Source organism: Niveispirillum sp. GW835-FHT14G11 (assembly GCF_058793615.1).
This window is the reverse complement of record NZ_JBXAFZ010000007.1, coordinates 246,387-265,596: the sequence shown is the minus strand read 5'-3', so window position 1 is coordinate 265,596 and position 19,210 is coordinate 246,387. Positions and strand designations below refer to the sequence as shown.

Sequence of the window (19,210 nt, the reverse complement as noted above, 5' to 3'; positions counted from 1 at the left end):
CGGGCTCCCCGTCACTCGAACCCAAGGAAATCAAAGATCTGCCGATCCTTCATCGGCTCCACCAACAGCCCCGGCGTTCCGGCCCACAGCGTCTCGGCCAGTTGCAGATATTCCTGCTGAATGGCCAGGATCTCCGGGCTGTCCCCCATCTCGAACAAAGTGCTTTTCTTCAGGCGGCTAAGGCGCACCTGATCGCTGTCCGGGATATGGGCCAGGCGCCTCAACCCGATGGCGGCGTTGTAGCGGTCGATCTGGTCGGTTTCCCGCGACCGGTTGGCGATGACACCGCCCAGCCGGACCTCGTAATTTTTTGACTTGGCCTTGATGGCGGCCACGATACGGTTCATGGCGAAGATGCTGTCGAAATCATTGGCCGCCACGATCACGGCCCGTTCGGCATGTTGCAGCGGTGAGGCAAAGCCGCCGCAGACCACATCGCCCAGCACGTCGAAGATCACGACGTCGGTATCATCCAGCAGATGATGTTCCTTCAGCAGCTTGACCGTCTGCCCCACCACATAGCCGCCGCAGCCGGTACCCGCCGGCGGTCCGCCCGCCTCGATACATTGCACGCCGTTATAGCCCTGGACCATGTAATCCTCGGGCCGCAGCTCCTCCGAATGGAACCCCACCTTCTCCAGCACGTCGATGACGGTGGGGATCAGGCTTTTGGTCAGGGTGAAGGTGGAGTCATGCTTGGGATCGCAGCCGATCTGCAACACCCGCTTGCCGAGCTTGGAGAAGGCCACCGCGAGGTTGGAGGAGGTGGTGGATTTGCCGATCCCGCCCTTGCCATAGACGGCAAAGACCTTGGCGCCGTCGATCTCCATGGTCGGGTCGAGATGGACCTGAACGCTGCCCTCCCCGTCCGCGCGTTCGCGCAACGACTGGATCAGCCTTGCATCGCGCTCCACGGTCTTTGTGTTGATCTGTATGTTCATTCGGCAGCCTCCCTTGCCACGCCTTCCAGACGGTCCTCAAGCTCCTCACCGGCCCGTTTCAGGGCGGCGAGGGTCTCGGTGTCCGGCTGCCAGTAATTGCGCTCATGCGCCTCCATCAACCGGGCCGCGACGCGGGCCGTGGAGGCGGGGTTCAGGCTCGACAGACGCTGGCGCATCTGGGGGTCGAGCACGAAGGTCTCGGTCATCTGTTCATATACCCAGGGGTCCACGCCGCCGGCGGTCGCCGACCAACCCAACGTGTTGGTCACCTGCGCCTCGATATGACGCACGCCTTCGTACCCGTGCTTCAACATACCCTCGAACCATTTCGGGTTCAGGGTGCGGGTGCGGGTTTCCAGGGCCACCTGTTCACCCAGCGTGCGGACCTTGCCTTCGCCCTGCGTCTGGTCAGAGATGAAGACCGGCAGGGTGGCATCACCCTTGGCCCTTGAGACCGCCTTGGTCAGACCGCCCAGCGTATCGAAATAATGTTCGATGGTGGTGACACCGACCTCAACAGAGTCGAGATTCTGATAGGCCATGTCCACGTCGCTGAGGATGGAGTCCAGCACGGCCGCCTGGTTGCTGGTCTTGCCCTTGTGGTTGATGGCGAAGCTCTTGCGCTGGGTATAGGTCTCGGCAATCTCCTCATCATCCGTCCAGGCGGATGAACCGATCAGCATGTTGACATTGGCGCCATAGGCCCCTTCGGCATTGGAGAACACGCGGTAGGAGGCCGCCTCCAGCACGCAGCCATGCGCCGCGCAATAGGCCAGGGCATGTTTGCGGATATAGTTCATCGATACCGGCTCATCCGCCGTGGCGGCCAGATAACTGGCCTCCGCCAGCATGCTGGCCTGGACCGGCAGCAGGTCGCGGAAGATGCCGGACAGGGTCATGACGGCATCGATGCGGGGCCGCTTCAACTCCGCCAGCGGGATCAGTTCCGCCCCGCACACCCGGTTATAGGCATCCAGCCGAGGGCGCGCACCCATCAGGGCCAGAGCCTGCGCCATGGGCGCACCGCCGGTCTTCAGATTGTCCGTCCCCCACAGGACGATGGCGACCGTTTCCGGCAGGCGCCCATCAATCTGACGGTAACGCTCCAGCACCTTCGCCGCCTGCCGTTCCCCATCCTGCATCGCATAGGCACTGGGGATGCCGAACGGGTCGAAGCCATGGATATTGCGGCCCGTGGGCAGCAGATCGGGCGTGCGCAGCAGGTCGCCCGAGGGCGACGGCATGATAAACCGCCCATCCAGGGCGCGGACCAGCCCGTCCAGTTCCTCATTGTGCAGCAGGCCCGCATTCAGGACCGACAGGCGGGCCACGGTGGCGCTCCGGGCGTCATTCGCACCGCGCAGCGCCCTGTCGATGGCGCTTCCATCCTGGTCCACAATGGCGGCGGCCAGGGCCGGATCGTCGCGCAGGAACGCCGCATCCTCCATGCCGGCGGCGACATGACCCAGCAGTTCCAAGCGTTCCGCGCGACCCATACCCTGGCCCGCGACATGCAGCCCATGCGGGATCAGCGCATATTCAAGCTCCATCATCTGCTGCATCAGATATTGCACCACCTGCGCCTCGTCGGCGTCGGGCGGGGCGGGGCTGAGGTCCAGTTGTTCGGCCTGCACCCGGATCAGGGCCATCATGCGGCTGCGTTCGGCCACCGCATCGGGCTCTGTCGCGCGATAACGGTCCAGGCCGGCCTTCAGCTCCGACAACCCCTTGTACAGCCCGGCCTGGGTGATGGGCGGGGTCAGGTAGGAGACCAGCGTCGCCGCCGACCGGCGCTTGGCGATGGAGCCTTCCGACGGGTTGTTGGCGGCATAGAGATAGAAATTAGGCAAGGCGCCCAGGATACGATCCGGCCAGCAGGTGGCCGACAGGCCCGTCTGCTTGCCCGGCATGAATTCCAGCGCGCCATGCGTGCCGAAATGCAGCACGGCATCGGCGCGGAACGTTTCGCGCAGATAGGTGTAATAGGCGGCAAAGGCATGGTTGGGGGCGAACCCGCCCTCAAACAGCAGCCGCATCGGGTCGCCCTCATACCCGAAGGAGGGTTGCAGCCCGACCAGCAGATTGCCGAACTGCCGGCCCAGCACGAAAATGCCGCGCCCATTGCTGAGGATGCGGCCCGGTGCGGGCCCCCATTGCGCCTCGATATCGGCCAGATGGCGTTCGCGGCGCACATGGTCGTCCGCCGTCACGACGGCATGGACATTGGCCTCCATCCCGTGAAAGACGGCATTGCCTTCCAGCAGCAGGGTGCGCAGCGTGTCCACGCTGTCGGGAACCGTAACATCATAGCCTTCGGCGGAAAGCCGCTTCATCGTGGCATGCAGGCTTTCGAACACGGCCAGGAAGGCGGCGGTGCCGATGCTGCCGCTGTTGGGCGGATAATTGAACAGGGTGACGGCGATCCGCCGCTCCCGCCGCTGCTTGCGACGCAGATCGACCAGGGCGGCCAGGCGGTCGGCCAGCAGGGACACACGTTCCTCATCCGGCTGCATGCAGGCGCGGGCGGCGGGGCATTCGCCCAATTGCCGGGCGCAGGTGCAGGGCTTGGCCTTGGCTCCGCCTTCGGACCGACCGCCTATGACCATGGCGCCCGTGGCCCCATCCAGTTCCGGGATCGCCACCATCAGGGTGGTTTCGATGGGGGTAAGGCCCTGGCTCGACTTCTGCCAGCCTTCCTTGGACTGGAACTCCGTCACGAAGGCCGAGAGATAGGGCACGTCCAGCTTGCCCAGCGTGCGCGCGGCTGCGGCACTGTCGCTATAGGCAGGGCCGCCCACCAGCGAAAACCCGGTCAGGGAACACAGCGCGTCGATGGATGTCCCGCCGCCAGCCCGGTCCATGTACCGGTCGATGGCGCCGCGCATATCCAGACCGGCGCAGAAGGCGGGCACCACACGGTATCCCCGCCCCTCCAGCGCCGCAATAACCCGGTCGTAATGCGCGGTATCGCCGGACAGGATGTAGGTACGCATCAGCAGCAGGCCGATTGTCCCCTTATGGGCCGGCGGCTGCGGCAGGCAAGACAATTGCGTGGTAACACGCGGCTTCAGGCGCGGATGGTACAGGCCGACATCGGGATATTCGACGGGATCGCCCACGGTGACCTTGCCCTGCAGGCCCTTGCGGTCGTCCTTGGCATATTTGGCGACCAGCAACCGCACCATGTTGGCCACATTCTCTTCCGAGGCGGCGATGCGGTATTGCAGGGTCAGGAAATAGTTGCGCACATCCTGTGCGGTGCCGGGGATGAAGCGCAGAAGCTGCGGCAGGCGGCGCAGCATGGCCAGTTGGCGTTCACCCGCTGTCTTGCCGCTGTCCTTGCCGCCGCGCGAACTGGACCCGCGCAGCTTTTTCAGCAGGGCCAGCGGGCCCTTCTGCTCACCGCTCATCCGGAAGCGGCCCATGGTGGTGAATTTCATGATCATGCCGACGGACATGCAGCAGACCATGGCGTCACATTCACCGTGCCGGGCCTCCAGCACGTCGGCGATGGCCTTCACATGCTCTTCCACGAAGATCATTGAGACGATGATGATGTCGCCCACCAGAATATCCGACCGGCAGGCAGCCAGCCGGCCCGCATTCTCCGCCCAATCGGTGGCGGCATGCACCGTCAGCGTCAGCCCCGGCAATTCCCGCGTCAGCGCCAGACGGGCGGCATCCACGGCCGCCACAATGTGATTATCCAGCGTGACCAGCACCACCCGAACCGGGGTGCTGTCAGCGGGCGAAATGGGCTTTCGCGTCATACAGCGTCTCCACGGTGATAGGGTGTATCCCCTTGCCCTTGGCAAAGAGCTCGGTATTGCGCCGGGCCTTGCCCCGGACAAAGAACGGAACCTTCTGCAGTTCCCTCTCGGCCTCCAGCGACCAGGTGGCGATGGCTCCAGTGGCGGCAGCCACGACTGCCGCCGGCTCGACGGCGGGTGCCTGCGGATGCAGGTGCGAGGCGGCGGCACCGTCATTGAATTCGAAATCGTCGCGGAACATCTGCAGCAGATGCTCCTCCAGCCCCATCATCAGCGGATGGACCCAGCTGTCGAAGATGACATTCGCCCCTTCGAACCCCATCTGCGGGGAATAGCGGGCCGGGAAATCCTGCACATGCGTGGGCGCTGAGATGACAGCGCAGGGCACGCGCAGCCGTTTGGCGATGTGGCGTTCCATCTGTGTGCCCAGCACCAGTTCGGGCCGGGCGGCAATGATGGCAGCCTCCACCTCCAGATGGTCGTCGCTGATCAGCGGCTCCACCCCGTATCTGGCCGCCGCGTCGCGCACATCGCGGGCAAATTCGCGCATATAGGTGCCCAGGCCGCAGACGCGGAACCCAAGCTCCTCCGACGCGATGCGGGCAGCGGCGATGGCGTGGGTGGCATCGCCGAAGATGAAAACCCGCTTGTTGGTCAGATAGTTGCTATCGATGGAGCGGCTGTACCAGGTCAGGCGGTCGCGGCATGGGGCCTGCCGCGCCGGCAGGCCGGCCAGGGCCCGCACTTCGGCCAGGAACTGTTCCGTGGCCCCCACGCCGATGGGAATGGTGGAAATGAACGGCATGCCATGCGCGGTTTTCAGCCAGCGGGCTGTGACATCGGCGATTTCCGGATAAAGGACGATGTTGAAGGCCGCTTCCGGCAGGCGGGCCAGATCGGCCGGCGTCGCACCCAGCGGGGCCACGACACGCACATCCAGCCCCTCCTCTGCCAGCAGCCGGACAATCTCCGTCACATCATCACGGCAGCGGAAACCCAGCGAGGTCGGGCCCAGGATGTTGCAGCTGTTGGCCGGAATGTTCTCCGGGCGCGGCGCACGGCCCACGAAGGCGCGGACCAGACGATAGAACGTCTCCGCAGCACCCCAGTTTTCCTTCTTCTGATAGGATGGCAGCTCCAGCGGCACCACCGGCACCGGCACATCCAGCGTGCGGGCCAACCCGCCGGGATCATCCTGCAGCAGTTCCGCCGTACAGGACGCGCCCACCAGCAGCGCATCGGGCGCGAAGCGGGCCACGGCCTCACGGCAGGCGGTCTTGAACACATCGGCCGTCGATCCGGCCAGATCGCGGGCCTGAAAGGTCGTGTAGGTGACAGGCGGACGCGATTGCCGCCGCTCGATCATGGTGAACAGCAGATCGGCATAGATATCGCCCTGCGGCGCGTGCAGCACATAATGCACACCCTGCATTGAAGCGGCGATGCGCATGGCGCCGACATGCGGCGGGCCTTCATAGGTCCACATGGACAGCTTCATCGCACCACCTCCCGACGGTCGCCGCCGCCATTGAGGATGGCGTTGCGCATCAGGGGACGGGCAAACAGCTCGGCCAGATCACCGGCCTGCTCAAAGCCCTGGATGGGCGTGAAGCTGAACTCGATGGACCATTTGCTGACCCGCCCCTCCGCCTCGAACGGGTTGGCCAGGCCGAGGCCGCAGACGATCAGATCGGGATTGGCATCGCGGCAGCGCTCGATCTGCCGATCGACATCCTGCCCTTCGGAGATGACCACACTCGCCGGCAGCAGGGCCAGTTCGCCGGCCACATGCTCGCGATGCAGATAGGGGCTGCCGACCTCGATCAGGTCCGCCCCCATCTCCCGCGACAGGAACCGGGCCAGTGACGGCTCCATCTGGGAGTCGGGGAAGAAAAAGACGCGGCGTGCTTCTAGCCAGGGCCGGTAGTGGGCCATGGCCTGCGCCGCGCGACGGCGCGGCTGTGCCGCCACGGCATCAAACCGCGCCATATCCACCCCGAAAGCGGTGCAGATGGCACGCAGCCAGGCCGACGTCCCTTCCGCACCCAGCGGGAAAATGGCATCGATACGCCGGGCCCCGCGCGCTTCCAGGGCGGCAGCCGTGGCCCCCAGATAGGGTTGGGCCAGGATGAAGCGGGTATTCGGCCCAATCGCCAGCCCCTTGATGGCGTCACGGCCCGGCAGGAACAACACGCCGGTCAGGCCCAGTTCGGCAAACAGGCGGGAGAACTGATCCTCCACCACATCTGCCAGACAACCGACCACCAGCAGTTTGGCAGGCGCGGCACCAGACGGCATCGCCGTCTTGTCGGCGATCAGGGCGGCCAGGAAATTATCCTCCCCCTGGGTGAAGGTAGTTTCGATGCCGCTGCCGGAATAGGCGATGACGCGGTGGCGCGGGGCGTGCGCGGCGTTGAGCCGGGTGGCGGCCAGTGTCAGATCAAACTTGATCACTTCCGACGGGCAGGAACCGACCAGCACCAACATGCGGATATCGGGCCGGCGTTCCAGCAGCCGGGCCACCACCGCGTCCAACTCGTCATGCATGTCGGCCATCCCGGCCAGATCCCGTTCTTCCATAATGGCGGTGGCGAAGCGCGGTTCGGAAAAGATCATCACGCCCGCCGCCGATTGCAGCAGATGCGCACAGGTCCGTGACCCCACGACCAGGAAGAACGCGTCCTGCACCTTGCGATGCAGCCAGATGATGGAGGTGAGGCCGCAGAATACCTCATGCTGACCGCGCTGGCGGATGGGCTGAGCGACGGCCGGCGGCTCGGTGCAGGTGGCAAGTTGGGGCAGGCTCATCAAACCCTCCCCGCCGCCGACAGGCCGGCAGCCATGCCACCGGCCGCTGCAACCGCCCGCCGCGCCGCATCCAGCCGCGCCAGCCGCAGTTTCCAGATAAACTGTCCAGCATTGACGATGTAGGTGGCATAGGCGGCGAGTGCCAACAGCATCAGGCCGCCAGCATTCAGCGCGCCGGCCCACAGCGCCACCAGATAGGCGGTGTGCAGAGCCAGGACCAGCATGGAAAAGACATCTTCCCAGAAGAAGGGCCGGGCGAAGAGATAGACGCCGAACACCTCCTTCTCCCAGATCGAGCCGGTGATCATGATGGCGTAGAGGGTCAGCGTCTTGACCACCACCGACATCTGCGCCATCGCCAGCCCGTCACCCGTCGACAGGTAGCGGGCGATCAATCCCAGACTGATCAGAAAGACCAGGAACTGGACAGGAGCCAGAACACCCTGAACCAGGGTCCATCCGCTCGCATCGCGCCGCTGCCTTTCCTCGTCACTGTAAAGTGCCGGGCCGGGACGCTGTTGCTGGATCGTGCCGATCACGCTCTCTCCTTCTCCCCGCCCGCATGTCGCAGGGTCATCGAGATGGATAAGAGTATCCTCGTCACGGCAAAAGTGTCAATCTAAGTTGACGTAAATATTTATTTACATCTCCCGTTAAGCCGGCCATTGTCTGAGGGCTCGCTCGTGTGTCGGCCGCACTCATCACGTCCGCACCTTGCGTCGCGCAAGCTCTGGGTTGATAGGGGGGCGTTCATGCGCGAGCAGATGGGCAGGATATTTGCCGACGCCAACGGCCACTGTTATGATCACACCTTCCTTAGGCTCGATGGACCGACAGGCGTGGTAAAGCTTGCCCGCCAAGGCCAAGAAGGGTACCTAGCATCAAGCGAACGGGAAGAACTCAGCCGCATCATCCAGAGGACCGTGGCTTCAATGACGGCCGAAAAGCTGGCAATGCGGTATGAAATGGGGTTGGAGCATGATCGTCGGTACGACACAGCTCTTTCGACCTTTTGTGCCCAGGTCGTCCAGCCGACGGCACGCGCCTCAGCCCTGCGCGCGCTGATGCGGCGCGAAATTCCGGCCGATCAGCCTGAAATCGTCTCGGTGCTTTTTATTGAAGCCGCAGCACGCCTGCTCGGTCAGAAATGGATCGATGACGATTGTAATTTCGTTGATGTCACCATCGGCTCTGCGCGTCTTCAGGAAATCATTCGGCTTCTTTCGTTTGAATTCAGGGGCAAGCGGTCGCACGCATGGACTCCCTTTGTCGTCATAACGACACCCGTGGGCGAACAACATACGCTGGGCCCGCATATTCTCGGGCTTCTTTTCGACTCCATGGGCTGGTCATGCCAAATCATTGACGGCACGGTATCTCAAGGAACGGTACTACGCGCTGCCCTCAAGCGCGCCGATCTGGTCTGCATCGGCTGGAGCAACCTACGTCTGAAAAAAGGATTCCAGGATGTTGTCGAGACGATCAGGTCCGTGACGCCCGGCGCGCGGCCACCCATCGTCGTGGGGGGCAGAGCCGCCTTGGATTCCATTGATTTTCTTGTAAGTTTGGGGATTGACTGCATTTGTGACAGTGTTTACTCCGCCTCAAGGATATGCGAGAAGTTTTGCGAACTTGAAGCGCACGGCCATAAGGCGGAAGCGGTTGGCCAACGGGTCGTTATCAATGCTGGAAGACCTGATTGGCTGATACAATGAAGCCCCCTAACGGTAAAAACGCAATGTATGGTGCCGAAGTTGCAGCCAGCCTGCTGAAGTCGCTGGATGCCGATTCAATTGTGGCTTTGGTCGGCCTCGGCGCCGATATCGTCCTGCTGATTGATCAAGACCAGAAGATTGCCCGAATCCATTATAACGATCCGGAAATTGGCCGCTGTGGCCTGGACAAGGCCGTCGGCCAGCGCCTGCAGGATCTGGTAACGATCGAGTCTGTTACGAAGGTCGATGCCATGCTTTGCGGCCGCGACAGCGCGCGGCAGGCCAGGGGATATCAGATCAACCACAGCTGTGAGGGCAAGCCTGACCTGCCGGTACTCTATTCCACTTTCACTGCCCAGGGCTTTGCCTATACGCTCGTCGTCGGTCGTGAACTGCGCCAGCAGATGCTGGATCAGCAGCGCCTGGTCGAAACCCAGATGGAACTGGAAGCCGACTATCGCGAGCTGCAGGAAGCCGAAGCCCGCTACCGTACCGCCTTTCGGGTGTCCGGTATCGCGCATGTCATGCTCGACGGGGAGCGCAAGACCGTTCTGGATGCCAATGCTGCCGCGCTTGGCCTGGTCGGCGGCGGGGCCAGTGGAATTGTCGGCAAGCCGTTCCGCGATCTTTTCCGCAAGCAGGACCGGGAGGCGCTGGGGGATGCAATCAGCGAGGCACGGCACAGCGCCAGTCCCGTCCGGCTGGATACGCTGAAAACGGCGAAGGGTGATGGCGTCTCGCTCAGCCTGCGCTCCTACCGTGAGAACGGCGTCACCAACCTGATCATTTCCGCCTGGCAGAGCGGCGATGCCCAGGAAGCGGGCCTCACGCAGGTAGAAAGGCGCAACGAGCGCCCGGTCGATCTCGCTGATGTCCCTGAACCCGCTATACAGACAAATGATCAGGGTCAGATCGTCGGCGCCAACACCTTCTTCCTCGACCTGACGCAGGCACCATCCATCTCACAGGTCGTCGGCCGCAGCCTGGGAACCTGGTTCTCCAAAACCTCGCTCGATCTGCATGTATTTTATTCCCGGCTGGCGGAAGAGCAGGTGGTACGGGGCTTTACGACGACCTTGACGGACAATCTCTCCGGCGACCGCCCGGTGCTGATGTCCGCCCGGCGCAATCCCGAAACCGGCCTTACCCAGGTGATCTTCGTCGCCCAGCCCGCCAATGTTGAGCGGCGGGCGATTCCGGCCCCCGGCTCACCCGATCAGGCCGACGGGTTTGCCAATCTGGTCGGCCGCGTGCCCCTGAAGGATCTCGTCCGCGAGTCGCTGGAAGTGATCGAGAAAATCTGTATCGAGGCAGCACTGGACCAGACAAACAATAACCGCGCCTCCGCGGCTGAGATGTTGGGCCTTTCCCGCCAGAGCCTCTATATCAAACTGCGCCGGCACGGTCTGGAAGATTACCGCCCGTCGAATTGACGTTGCTTTTCCGCCCCTTGGCAATCGTTTGGCTGTGTGCAGGCGCGCACGGCGATGGTGCGTGTTGTCGAGATAAGTGTCAATTTTAATAGTGTCAATTCAGATTGACACTTCCGGTGAGGCGGGCATAGCATCGCCTTATGGAGATCACCCACACCCACCCACAGAAGCGTGATTGGCCGGGCCCCTCCGCGGTGCTCGCGCTGCTGAAGCCCATCACCTGGTTCCCCCCCATGTGGGCCTATGCCTGCGGGGTGGTGTCGTCGGGTCAATCATTGAGCAGTGCCGCACTCGCGGCAGCGCTGGGTATTTTTTTGGCCGGTCCCTTGCTCTGCGGTACCAGCCAGGCCGTCAATGACTGGTTCGACCGGCATGTCGATGCCATCAACGAACCAGACCGGGTCATTCCCTCTGGTCGGATGCCGGGGCGCTGGGGTCTTTATATCGCCCTGCTGATGTCCATGCTGTCGGCCGCCGTCGCGGCCCTGCTGGGGCCGCTCGTCTTCATGGCGGCCCTGGTGGGACTGGCGCTGGCCTGGGGGTACAGTGCGCCGCCCTTTCGCTTCAAGCAGAATGGCTGGATCGGCAACAGCGCCGTGGGCTTAAGCTATGAAACGCTGCCCTGGATCACGGCGGCAACGGCCATGACGGGGCTGATGCCGGACACCAATCTGCTTCTGGTCGCCGCACTCTATGGCATCGGCGCGCATGGTATCCTGACGCTGAACGATTTCAAGTCGATCCGCGGCGACCGGGAAATGAACATTTCCACGCTACCCGTTCTGCACGGTGCGCCGGCGGCGGCGCGCATCGCCTGCATCGTCATGGCGTTGCCGCAACTCGCCGTGCTTGGACTTCTGGCCTCTTGGTCCCTGCCCTATCACGCGGTCGGCATAGCACTTTTGCTGGCTGTTCAATTGGCCTGCATGCGCCGTTTCCTGCGTGATCCGGTGGGTCTGGCTGTTTGGTACTCCTCGGTCGGCGTCGGTCTTTATGTCACCGGGATGATGGTGGCTGCCTTTGGCCTGCGCAACGTTGCGCTCATCAACTCTCTTGGTTGAGGACACCGTCATGAGCATCGATGCACGGGCAGTTTCCCACCGCGACGGTTTGCGGAAATCAAGCGCGGGCGTTGGGCTCGGCTGGTCCGACATCCTGCGCCTGGGGCTTGTGCAGGCAGCGCTGGGCGCGATCGTGGTTCTGACCAACTCCACCTTGAACCGCGTGATGATCGTCGAACTGGGACTGGCCGCTGTTATCCCGGGCTTGCTGGTCGGGGTGCATTATGGTGTGCAGATATCACGGCCCCTTTGGGGACATCGGTCCGATACCGGCGGGTCACGCACCATCTGGATTCTGATCGGTCTGGCGCTGTTGGCATTCGCAGGCACGCTGGCCGCGGCCACGACGCTGATCTTCACGCAAAGCCACGCGCTGGGGCTGGCCGTTGCGTTTATCGCCTATGTGCTGATCGGTATCGGCATCGGGGCCAGCGGCACCTCCCTGTTGGCGCTCATTGCGACCCGCACGTCACCGGAACGGCGCGCCACGGCGGCCACGATCACCTGGATGATGATGATCCTGGGCATCATTGTGACCTCGATCATCACCGGCATCGCGCTGGAACCCTATTCGCATCTGCGCCTTGTCGAGGTTACAGCGGCAACCGGCGCCGTCGCGTTCTGTATCGCCTGGCTGTCGGTGCGGGGTATCGAACGCAAACCGGCCATCACGCCGGCCCTGGCCGCCGCTGCGCCACCGGGGCGGTTCAGCGACAGCCTTCGCGAGGTTTGGTGTGACGGGGAGGCCCGCCTGTTCACCTTGTTTATCGCCATGTCGATGCTGGCCTATTCGACCCAGGACCTGATCCTGGAGCCCTTCGCTGGCATGCTGTTTGGCATGACGCCGGGCCAATCCACGCAGCTATCCGGCATGCAGCATGCCGGGGTTTTCGCGGGCATGGCTGTCGTCGGTCTCGGCGGTTTCTTCTTCAGCCGCCGGATGCCGGGCCTGCCCAGACTGTTCATCATCACGGGCTGTATCGGTTCCGCTGCCGCACTGGCGTTCCTCTGTATGGCGGCTGCGGCTGCCCCCCATTGGCCACTCAACCCGCATGTTTTCATCCTGGGCTTCGCGAATGGAATGTTCGCGGTGGCTGCCATCGGCACAATGATGCAGCTGGCGACACAGGGCAGGACGGGAAATGCTGGCATGCGCATGGGCGTATGGGGCGCGGCACAGGCGATCTCCTTCGGGCTTGGCGGCCTGTTGGGCAGTGTCGCGCTGGATATCGGCCGCGCGATCACGGGCAATGACGGCAGCGCCTTTGGCATGGTTTTCGCCCTGGAAGCCTTGCTCTTCCTGGCCTCCACGATTGTCGCCCTACGGATCGGACGGCAGCGCCTGCCATCGGTCGCGTTGAGGTCCGCACCGTCCGCCATCCAGGCAGCGGAGTAAATCATGGCCACCTCCCAGACCCAATCCAACCCGGCGGATGGCACCACCGTGTGGCCGGAGATGTATGACGTCGCCGTGATCGGCGGCGGTCCCAGCGGCGCGATGGCGGCGGAAAGTCTGATGAAGGCGGGTCGCAGCGTGCTGCTGGTTGATCCTGGCAACCGCATCAAGCCCTGCGGCGGAGCGATCCCGTCGCGCACCCTGCGGGATTTCGCCATACCGGAGGACATGCTGGTGGCCCGTGCCAATGCTGCCCGGATCATTGCCCCGTCCGGCCGCACGGTGGAGATGCGGATTGGTGACATCGGCTTTGTCGGAATGGTCGATCGGGCCAGCTTTGATCCCTATCTGCGCAGCCGGGCGGAACAGGCGGGCGCCCACCTGTTCAAGGGCAAACTGGTGGCGATGGAAGAGCGGGTTGACCGCACCTTGCAGCTGTCTATCGCGCAGGCCGACGCCGATCCCGCATCCCCGCCGCTGACCTTGTTTGCCCGGGTGGTGATTGGCGCGGATGGGGCCAATTCCACTGTGCGCCGGCTGATGTTTGCCGCAAACAAGCGCCCTCCCTATGTCTTCGCCTATCATGAGATTGTCGAAAGCCCGGCAGAGGGCGAAACCGGGGCCTTTGCCCCGGACTGCTGCGACGTCATCTATGATGGCCGCATTTCGCCGGACTTTTATGGCTGGGTCTTTCCCCATGGCAGCCATACCTCGGTTGGCTGCGGATCGGGTATAAAGGGCCATGATCTGCGCGGTGCTACGGCGGATTTACGACGCTCGGCCGGCCTCGCCGCCTGCAGGGTCGTTCGTCGGGAAGGCGCACCCCTGCCATTGAAGCCCATGCGGCGGTGGGACAATGGACGCAATGTCCTGCTGAGCGGGGACGCGGCCGGCACGGTCGCCCCGGCCTCCGGGGAGGGTATTCACTATGCCATGCTCTGCGGCCGGCTCTGCGCCGATGCCATCGATTCCTTCTTGAAAACCAGCAAGCCTTCCGACCTGAAACAGGCCCGGCGCCGTTTCATGCGCGCCCATGGCCGCGTGTTCTTCATCCTGGGCATCATGCAGGCTGTCTGGTACCGCAATGACCGCTTTCGGGAAAAATTCGTCGCCATGTGCGCCGACCCGGATGTGCAACGTCTGACCTGGGAATCCTACCTGAACAAGGCGCTGGTGCGGCACGATCCACTGGCGCATGTCCGGGTGTTTTTCAAGGACCTGCGGGCCTTGCTGGGCTTTCGGGCGAGTGGACATGACCCTGTTGCTTGACGCGCTCAACCATGGCTGGGTCTGCCTTTTCGCCACTCTGGTGCTCTGGGTGGAAACAGCGGTCCTTTCGCTGCGGTCCAGCGCCCCGCTGCGGCGCTTTCGTGACCTATGCGCCAATGCCGGTTCCGGGACCTGCCTTCTCGCCGCCCTGGGACTGGCCCTGCGCGGACAGGGTCCCATTTGGATACTGGTCCTGCTGGCCGCGTCCCTTGTGGCGCATGCCATCGACATCGTGACGCGCGGACCCGCTCAGGAACGGCTGTTCAGCCGGAGGACGGAGTAATTGAGCAGCCCGGCAATGGTCACCCATACCAGATAAGGCAGGAAAAGGAGGGCAGCAGTTTCTGAGACCGGCCAAGAGGTCAGGATGAAGCCCAGGATCGACGCCCACAGCGCGATGATATCCCCCAAGGCCAGGCGCATCCGGCGTAATCCGAAAAACATCCATGACCACAGGGCGTTGACGATGATTTGCATGCCCCAGAATGCCATCGGCAGGGACCAGCCCGACAGGGTCCAAACCCGCCAGCCGGCATAGGCGATCGCCGCGTAAAGCAGGGTCCAAACAACCGGAAATGCCCATTTTGGGGGTGTCCAGGACGGTTTGCGTAGCCCCTCATACCATTCGCCGGGCTTGAAAATGGCCCCGCTGGACGCGGCGATCACGACGATACCAATGAAGACAAGGACCGCCATGAAATTCTCCTTCGACCCGATGGGCAGTTGAGACACTAAACGAATGGACGCAATCCGCAATGATCTCGCCGGTCTATGCGGCGTCACACAGTCAGATCCAACTGACTGCTTCTGCTCAATCGATTGGAAAACTTATAACTTCTCCACGGGAGGTAAGCATGTTTAGATTCCTGACGCTCGCCGGCTTCATGGCGCTCATCGCCTTGCCAATGACGGCCCATGCTGAGGAAGGTGACGCGACAGCGGGCAAGCTGGTGTTCAACAAATGCATGGCCTGCCACAACGCCGATAATGAAAAACCCAAGGTTGGGCCATCGTTGTTGGGGCTTTTCGGCCGACAGCCGGGAACGGTCGCAGGCTATACATACTCCAAATCAATGGTGGAGTTTGGTGTAGGCAAGATCTGGGACGAGACGCTGCTGAAAACGTATCTTCCCAATCCCAAAACCCTGGTCACCGGCACCAAGATGGCCTTTCCCGGCCTGAAAACGGACAAGGAGATCATCGACCTGATCGCCTATCTCAAACAATTCAGTCCCCGGAAGTGAAACGGCTTTGGTGCCGCTCGGCAAACCGATCAGCACCAAAATCCCTGAAAGTGTAAATAAAAGTTTACACTCTAGCCCGTTTCCCCGACAATCAATCTTGACACGCCCTACCGGAATGGCTGGGGGCACCCATAGAGAATGACGGCAGGGATCACCTGCGGGCGCATGCTCATGCGCGGGAGGGTACGCAATGGGCCAGTTATCCATATCTTCATTGACCCCGTTGCTGGATGGCATCCGGGAGCCGGAGAATCTCCGCACATTGTCGGATGATGATCTGGTGCGCCTTGCCCAGGAGCTTCGGTCGGAAACGATCTCCATCGTCTCCGAAACCGGCGGGCATCTGGGGTCGAGCCTTGGTGTGGTTGAATTGACGATCGCGTTGCACGCCGTCTTCGACACGCCGCATGACAAGCTGATCTGGGATGTCGGCCATCAGTGCTATCCCCATAAAGTGCTGACAGGCCGTCGCGATGCGATGCGCAAGTTGCGCAAGAAGGACGGGCCTTCGGGGTTCACGCGACGGGCCGAAAGCGCACATGATCCGTTTGGTGCCGCCCACTCCTCCACCTCCATTTCCGCTGGATTGGGCTTTGCGGTGGCGCGGGAACTGGGCGCTGACATTGGCGATGTCATCAGTGTCATCGGTGACGGTGCCCTTTCCGCCGGCATGGCATTCGAAGCCATCAACAACGCGGGCGCGCTTGGTCATCGCCTCTTTGTCATCCTCAATGACAATGCCATGTCCATCTCGCCCCCCACCGGCGCCCTGTCCACCCATCTGGGTCACCTCGCCGGGGCATCCCGGCCCGGTACCGGTGATGGCGCACCAACGGGTGTGACCAGCCTTTTCGAACAGATGGGCTTCTCCTATCATGGTCCCGTGGACGGCCATGATTTGAAAGGGCTGCTTGACACACTGCGCCGTTTGAAAAGCGATTCTGCCGGCCCCGTCCTTTTGCATGTGCTGACCAGAAAAGGGGCCGGCTATATCCATGCCGAAAGGGCAGAGGACAAGCTTCACGGTGTTTCCCCTTTCGATATCGCCACCGGGACCCAGGCAAAATCCCCCAGTACAGCACCCAACTTCACCAAAGTTTTCGCCAACGCGCTGATCGCGGAGGCCAAGCACGATAGCCGCATTGTCGCCATCACCGCCGCCATGGCGGCGGGGACAGGCATCGATATCTTCGCCCGATCCTTTCCAGATCGGACTTTCGATGTCGGTATCGCCGAACAGCATGCGGTTACCTTCGCCGCCGGACTGGCTGCCAGCGGCCTACGGCCCTTCTGTGCGATCTACTCCACCTTCCTGCAGCGGGCCTATGACCAGATCGTTCATGATGTGGCCCTGCAAAGACTGCCCGTGCGGTTCGCCATCGACAGGGCCGGCCTTGTCGGCGCCGATGGCCCCACCCACGCCGGGGCTTTCGATATCGGCTATCTTGCCAATCTTCCCGGCTTCACCGTGATGGCCGCCAGTGACGAGGCTGAACTCGTCCACATGGTCGCCACGGCGGCCGCCCATGATGCCGGGCCGATCGCGTTTCGGTATCCGCGCGGTGAGGGCTCCGGCGCCTCGCTGCCCGCACGCGGGAAGATCTTGCCGATCGGTCGGGGACGGTTGGTGGAAAACGGATCAACCGTCGCCCTTCTGTCCTTCGGTGCGCGGCTGGGCCAGTGTTTGGCGGCGCGGCAGGCACTCGCATCCCGGGGTATCTCCGTCACCGTGGCGGACGCCCGTTTCGCCAAGCCCCTGGATTCTGCCCTCATTGAAGATCTCATATCGCGGCACCGCCTGCTCGTGACGATCGAGGAGGGGGCGACCGGGGGATTTGGGGCACTTGTCCTGCATCACCTCGCGGCACGCGGGATGCTTGATGGCCGGTGCGGATTGCGCACCATGACGCTGCCCGACAGCTTCATGGCACACGCATCACCTGAAGAAATGTACAGGATGGCCAGTCTGAACGCCGAGCATATTGAACGTCTGGTCGTCAGCGCCCTGGACCTTGGCGATAGAACCCGCGCATCCCTCCTGCCCTTCTCTGCTGGGGAGGGACAAGGGTCCGATGCGCGCGGCATCGCAGCGGAATGACAATCACAACCGGGTCAATGACACGTATCAATCAGCGATGAAAAAAATTGCAGAATCGTAGGGATGGGGTAATCTCGCGCCATGAGGAAGCCATACTTCCCAGGCCAATCACCAGGGGGGGACATGGCCAACAAAGATAACAAGCGGCCAGGCGGGTTATCAAACTCTGCACGGCATCCGGCGTCACGACACACGAAATCTTCGGCTGAAGAAGCCCACCTGGACACTAATGATCACCGCATGCTGGAGCGTGCGATCAGGAGTTCCGTGTCGAGCATCGTCGGTGCAAGCCATTCAGACACGGCATCCAACCACCAGGACCTGCATTCGGGTGGTGGTGAGGATCTGATGCTCTATCCAGAACATCACCCCCTTGCCCGCCAGATGCCAGGAGTGGATCAGGCGATCGGTTATCGCAGCAGCCTGTTGAGCTGTTTGATCGCCCCGGATCCACGCAAGCATCGTGGCATCACCGAAGAGCTGATACGCGCCTCCATTCCCGTCCGAACGCTTGCCGTACATCTGTTCGCCCCCGTCGCAGTGCAGCTTGGTAATCGTTGGTGTTCGGATGAAGCCGATTTCATGCAGGTGGCTGTCGCCTCCACACGGCTGAGCATGATCGTAAACCATGTCTCCCACGCCGGAGCCGCATCGTCCGTCAACCTGAGTACGCAGCGGCGCATCCTGCTCGCCCGTACGCATGGCGCTCAGCACACCCTGGGTGTGTCGATCGTTGCTTCCTGCTTTCGCGACATGGGCTGGATGGTCGATGGTGGCAGCGATCTTGAGGTTGATGAGGGTCTGTATAAGCGGCTTTCCAGTCAACCCTATGATCTTCTTGGGATTTCCGTTAGCCGTGTCGACGAGGTTACGACCTGTTCGGAGGTTGTACGCCGCGTTCACGCAATCCCCAAGGGTCGGCAGATAAAAATTGCCGTTGGCGGCCCCGCCGTCATCGCAGCACCGTCGGCCTTCAAACGCATCGGGGCAGACTTCGTTACACGCTCAGCCCTCGACGTCATGCAAATCGCAAGTCACGTATAAGGGTTCTTTGCGCTTGGATTATGCGCCAGGCCGACTTTTAGATGGTTCCCTGCATTTCCCAACAGCAGTTTGCCTTCCACACAACCGGTTCCCGCGCGGGAACCGGCCCGCTTCATGGCGTGGCTGAGCCCCTCCTTGGTCAGCAGGAGCCTGTTTTCACAGCGGATACAGTTTGACCTGCTCCCATCTGGTCAGCCCGGTGGGCCGATGGGTCGCCCATTCCGTGACAACGCGTAGCGAGCTTTGGAAACCCTCCTTCCTCAGCCGTTGGTCCCCCTGCATCGGTAGCAGCACGGCCGCAACCTGGGCAGCGTTCAGCGCCTAGGACGGCAAAACACCTGGATCAAAGTGCCGTAGCCAGATCCCGGTGATCGCTGGTACGACCTGATCGGCAGCCCCACCCTGGCCGATACCATCCTTTGCGGTCCAGC

15 protein-coding genes are annotated in these 19,210 nt (G+C 62.5%); 9 read left to right on the top strand and 6 right to left on the bottom strand.

Translation table 11 applies throughout. The annotated features are described in order from the left end of the window. Window positions 1–11: 11 nt before the first annotated feature. The 5 genes from bchL to bchF form a co-directional block, all read right to left on the bottom strand. The gene (bchL, locus tag AC1Q7F_RS15085) at window positions 12–830 is read right to left on the bottom strand and encodes a ferredoxin:protochlorophyllide reductase (ATP-dependent) iron-sulfur ATP-binding protein (protein ID WP_492508355.1); all 819 of its coding nucleotides are present in this window, start codon (window positions 828–830) and stop codon (window positions 12–14) included. Between the two features lie 107 nt (window positions 831–937). Continuing rightward, window positions 938–4,711 (bottom strand): magnesium chelatase subunit H, encoded by a 3,774-nt coding sequence (locus tag AC1Q7F_RS15080; protein WP_492508216.1) that lies wholly within the window; start codon window positions 4,709–4,711, stop codon window positions 938–940. Further along, complete coding sequence (bchB, locus tag AC1Q7F_RS15075; RefSeq protein ID WP_492508215.1) at window positions 4,683–6,209, bottom strand: ferredoxin:protochlorophyllide reductase (ATP-dependent) subunit B; 1,527 nt, start codon at window positions 6,207–6,209, stop codon at window positions 4,683–4,685. The genes AC1Q7F_RS15080 and bchB overlap by 29 nt, the downstream gene beginning before the upstream one ends. Then, complete coding sequence (locus AC1Q7F_RS15070) at window positions 6,206–7,519, bottom strand: ferredoxin:protochlorophyllide reductase (ATP-dependent) subunit N (protein WP_492508213.1); 1,314 nt, start codon at window positions 7,517–7,519, stop codon at window positions 6,206–6,208. The genes bchB and AC1Q7F_RS15070 overlap by 4 nt, the downstream gene beginning before the upstream one ends. Beyond that, window positions 7,519–8,058: a 2-vinyl bacteriochlorophyllide hydratase gene (gene bchF, locus AC1Q7F_RS15065; protein WP_492508211.1), complete on the bottom strand. Its 540-nt coding sequence runs from the start codon at window positions 8,056–8,058 to the stop codon at window positions 7,519–7,521. The genes AC1Q7F_RS15070 and bchF overlap by 1 nt, the downstream gene beginning before the upstream one ends. A gap of 213 nt (window positions 8,059–8,271) precedes the next feature. Here bchF and AC1Q7F_RS15060 point away from each other — a divergent pair, with 213 nt between their 5' ends. The 6 genes from AC1Q7F_RS15060 to AC1Q7F_RS15035 all read left to right on the top strand — a co-directional run bounded on the left by AC1Q7F_RS15060 (window position 8,272) and on the right by AC1Q7F_RS15035 (window position 14,676). Continuing rightward, complete coding sequence (locus AC1Q7F_RS15060; RefSeq protein WP_492508209.1) at window positions 8,272–9,234, top strand: cobalamin B12-binding domain-containing protein; 963 nt, start codon at window positions 8,272–8,274, stop codon at window positions 9,232–9,234. After that, a complete protein-coding gene (ppsR, locus tag AC1Q7F_RS15055; protein WP_492508207.1) occupies window positions 9,219–10,667 on the top strand; it encodes a transcriptional regulator PpsR in 1,449 nt (482 codons plus the stop codon). The genes AC1Q7F_RS15060 and ppsR overlap by 16 nt, the downstream gene beginning before the upstream one ends. Before the next feature lie 140 nt (window positions 10,668–10,807). Continuing rightward, entirely contained in the window at window positions 10,808–11,728 is a 921-nt protein-coding gene (gene chlG / locus AC1Q7F_RS15050; protein ID WP_492508205.1) for a chlorophyll synthase ChlG, read from the top strand. A gap of 10 nt (window positions 11,729–11,738) precedes the next feature. Then, entirely contained in the window at window positions 11,739–13,124 is a 1,386-nt protein-coding gene (locus tag AC1Q7F_RS15045) for a BCD family MFS transporter (protein ID WP_492508204.1), read from the top strand. A gap of 3 nt (window positions 13,125–13,127) precedes the next feature. Then, window positions 13,128–14,393, top strand: coding sequence for a geranylgeranyl diphosphate reductase (locus AC1Q7F_RS15040; protein WP_492508203.1), 1,266 nt, complete (start codon window positions 13,128–13,130; stop codon window positions 14,391–14,393). After that, window positions 14,377–14,676: a hypothetical protein gene (locus AC1Q7F_RS15035; protein ID WP_492508201.1), complete on the top strand. Its 300-nt coding sequence runs from the start codon at window positions 14,377–14,379 to the stop codon at window positions 14,674–14,676. Before AC1Q7F_RS15040 ends, AC1Q7F_RS15035 begins: the two co-directional genes overlap by 17 nt. Here AC1Q7F_RS15035 and AC1Q7F_RS15030 read toward each other — a convergent pair. Beyond that, the gene (locus AC1Q7F_RS15030) at window positions 14,643–15,089 is read right to left on the bottom strand and encodes a TspO/MBR family protein (protein ID WP_492508199.1); all 447 of its coding nucleotides are present in this window, start codon (window positions 15,087–15,089) and stop codon (window positions 14,643–14,645) included. The genes AC1Q7F_RS15035 and AC1Q7F_RS15030 overlap by 34 nt on opposite strands. Window positions 15,090–15,247: 158 nt before the next feature. On the opposite strand from AC1Q7F_RS15030, the gene AC1Q7F_RS15025 reads away from it, so the two are divergent. From AC1Q7F_RS15025 to AC1Q7F_RS15015, 3 genes are all read left to right on the top strand, one after another. Further along, on the top strand, window positions 15,248–15,637 hold the full coding sequence (locus tag AC1Q7F_RS15025; protein WP_492508198.1) for a c-type cytochrome: 390 nt from the start codon (window positions 15,248–15,250) through the stop codon (window positions 15,635–15,637). Between the two features lie 190 nt (window positions 15,638–15,827). Beyond that, window positions 15,828–17,735, top strand: a complete 1,908-nt coding sequence (locus tag AC1Q7F_RS15020; protein WP_492508196.1) for a 1-deoxy-D-xylulose-5-phosphate synthase — start codon at window positions 15,828–15,830, stop codon at window positions 17,733–17,735. A gap of 123 nt (window positions 17,736–17,858) precedes the next feature. Next, window positions 17,859–18,779: a cobalamin B12-binding domain-containing protein gene (locus AC1Q7F_RS15015; protein ID WP_492508194.1), complete on the top strand. Its 921-nt coding sequence runs from the start codon at window positions 17,859–17,861 to the stop codon at window positions 18,777–18,779. Window positions 18,780–19,210 lie beyond the last annotated feature (431 nt).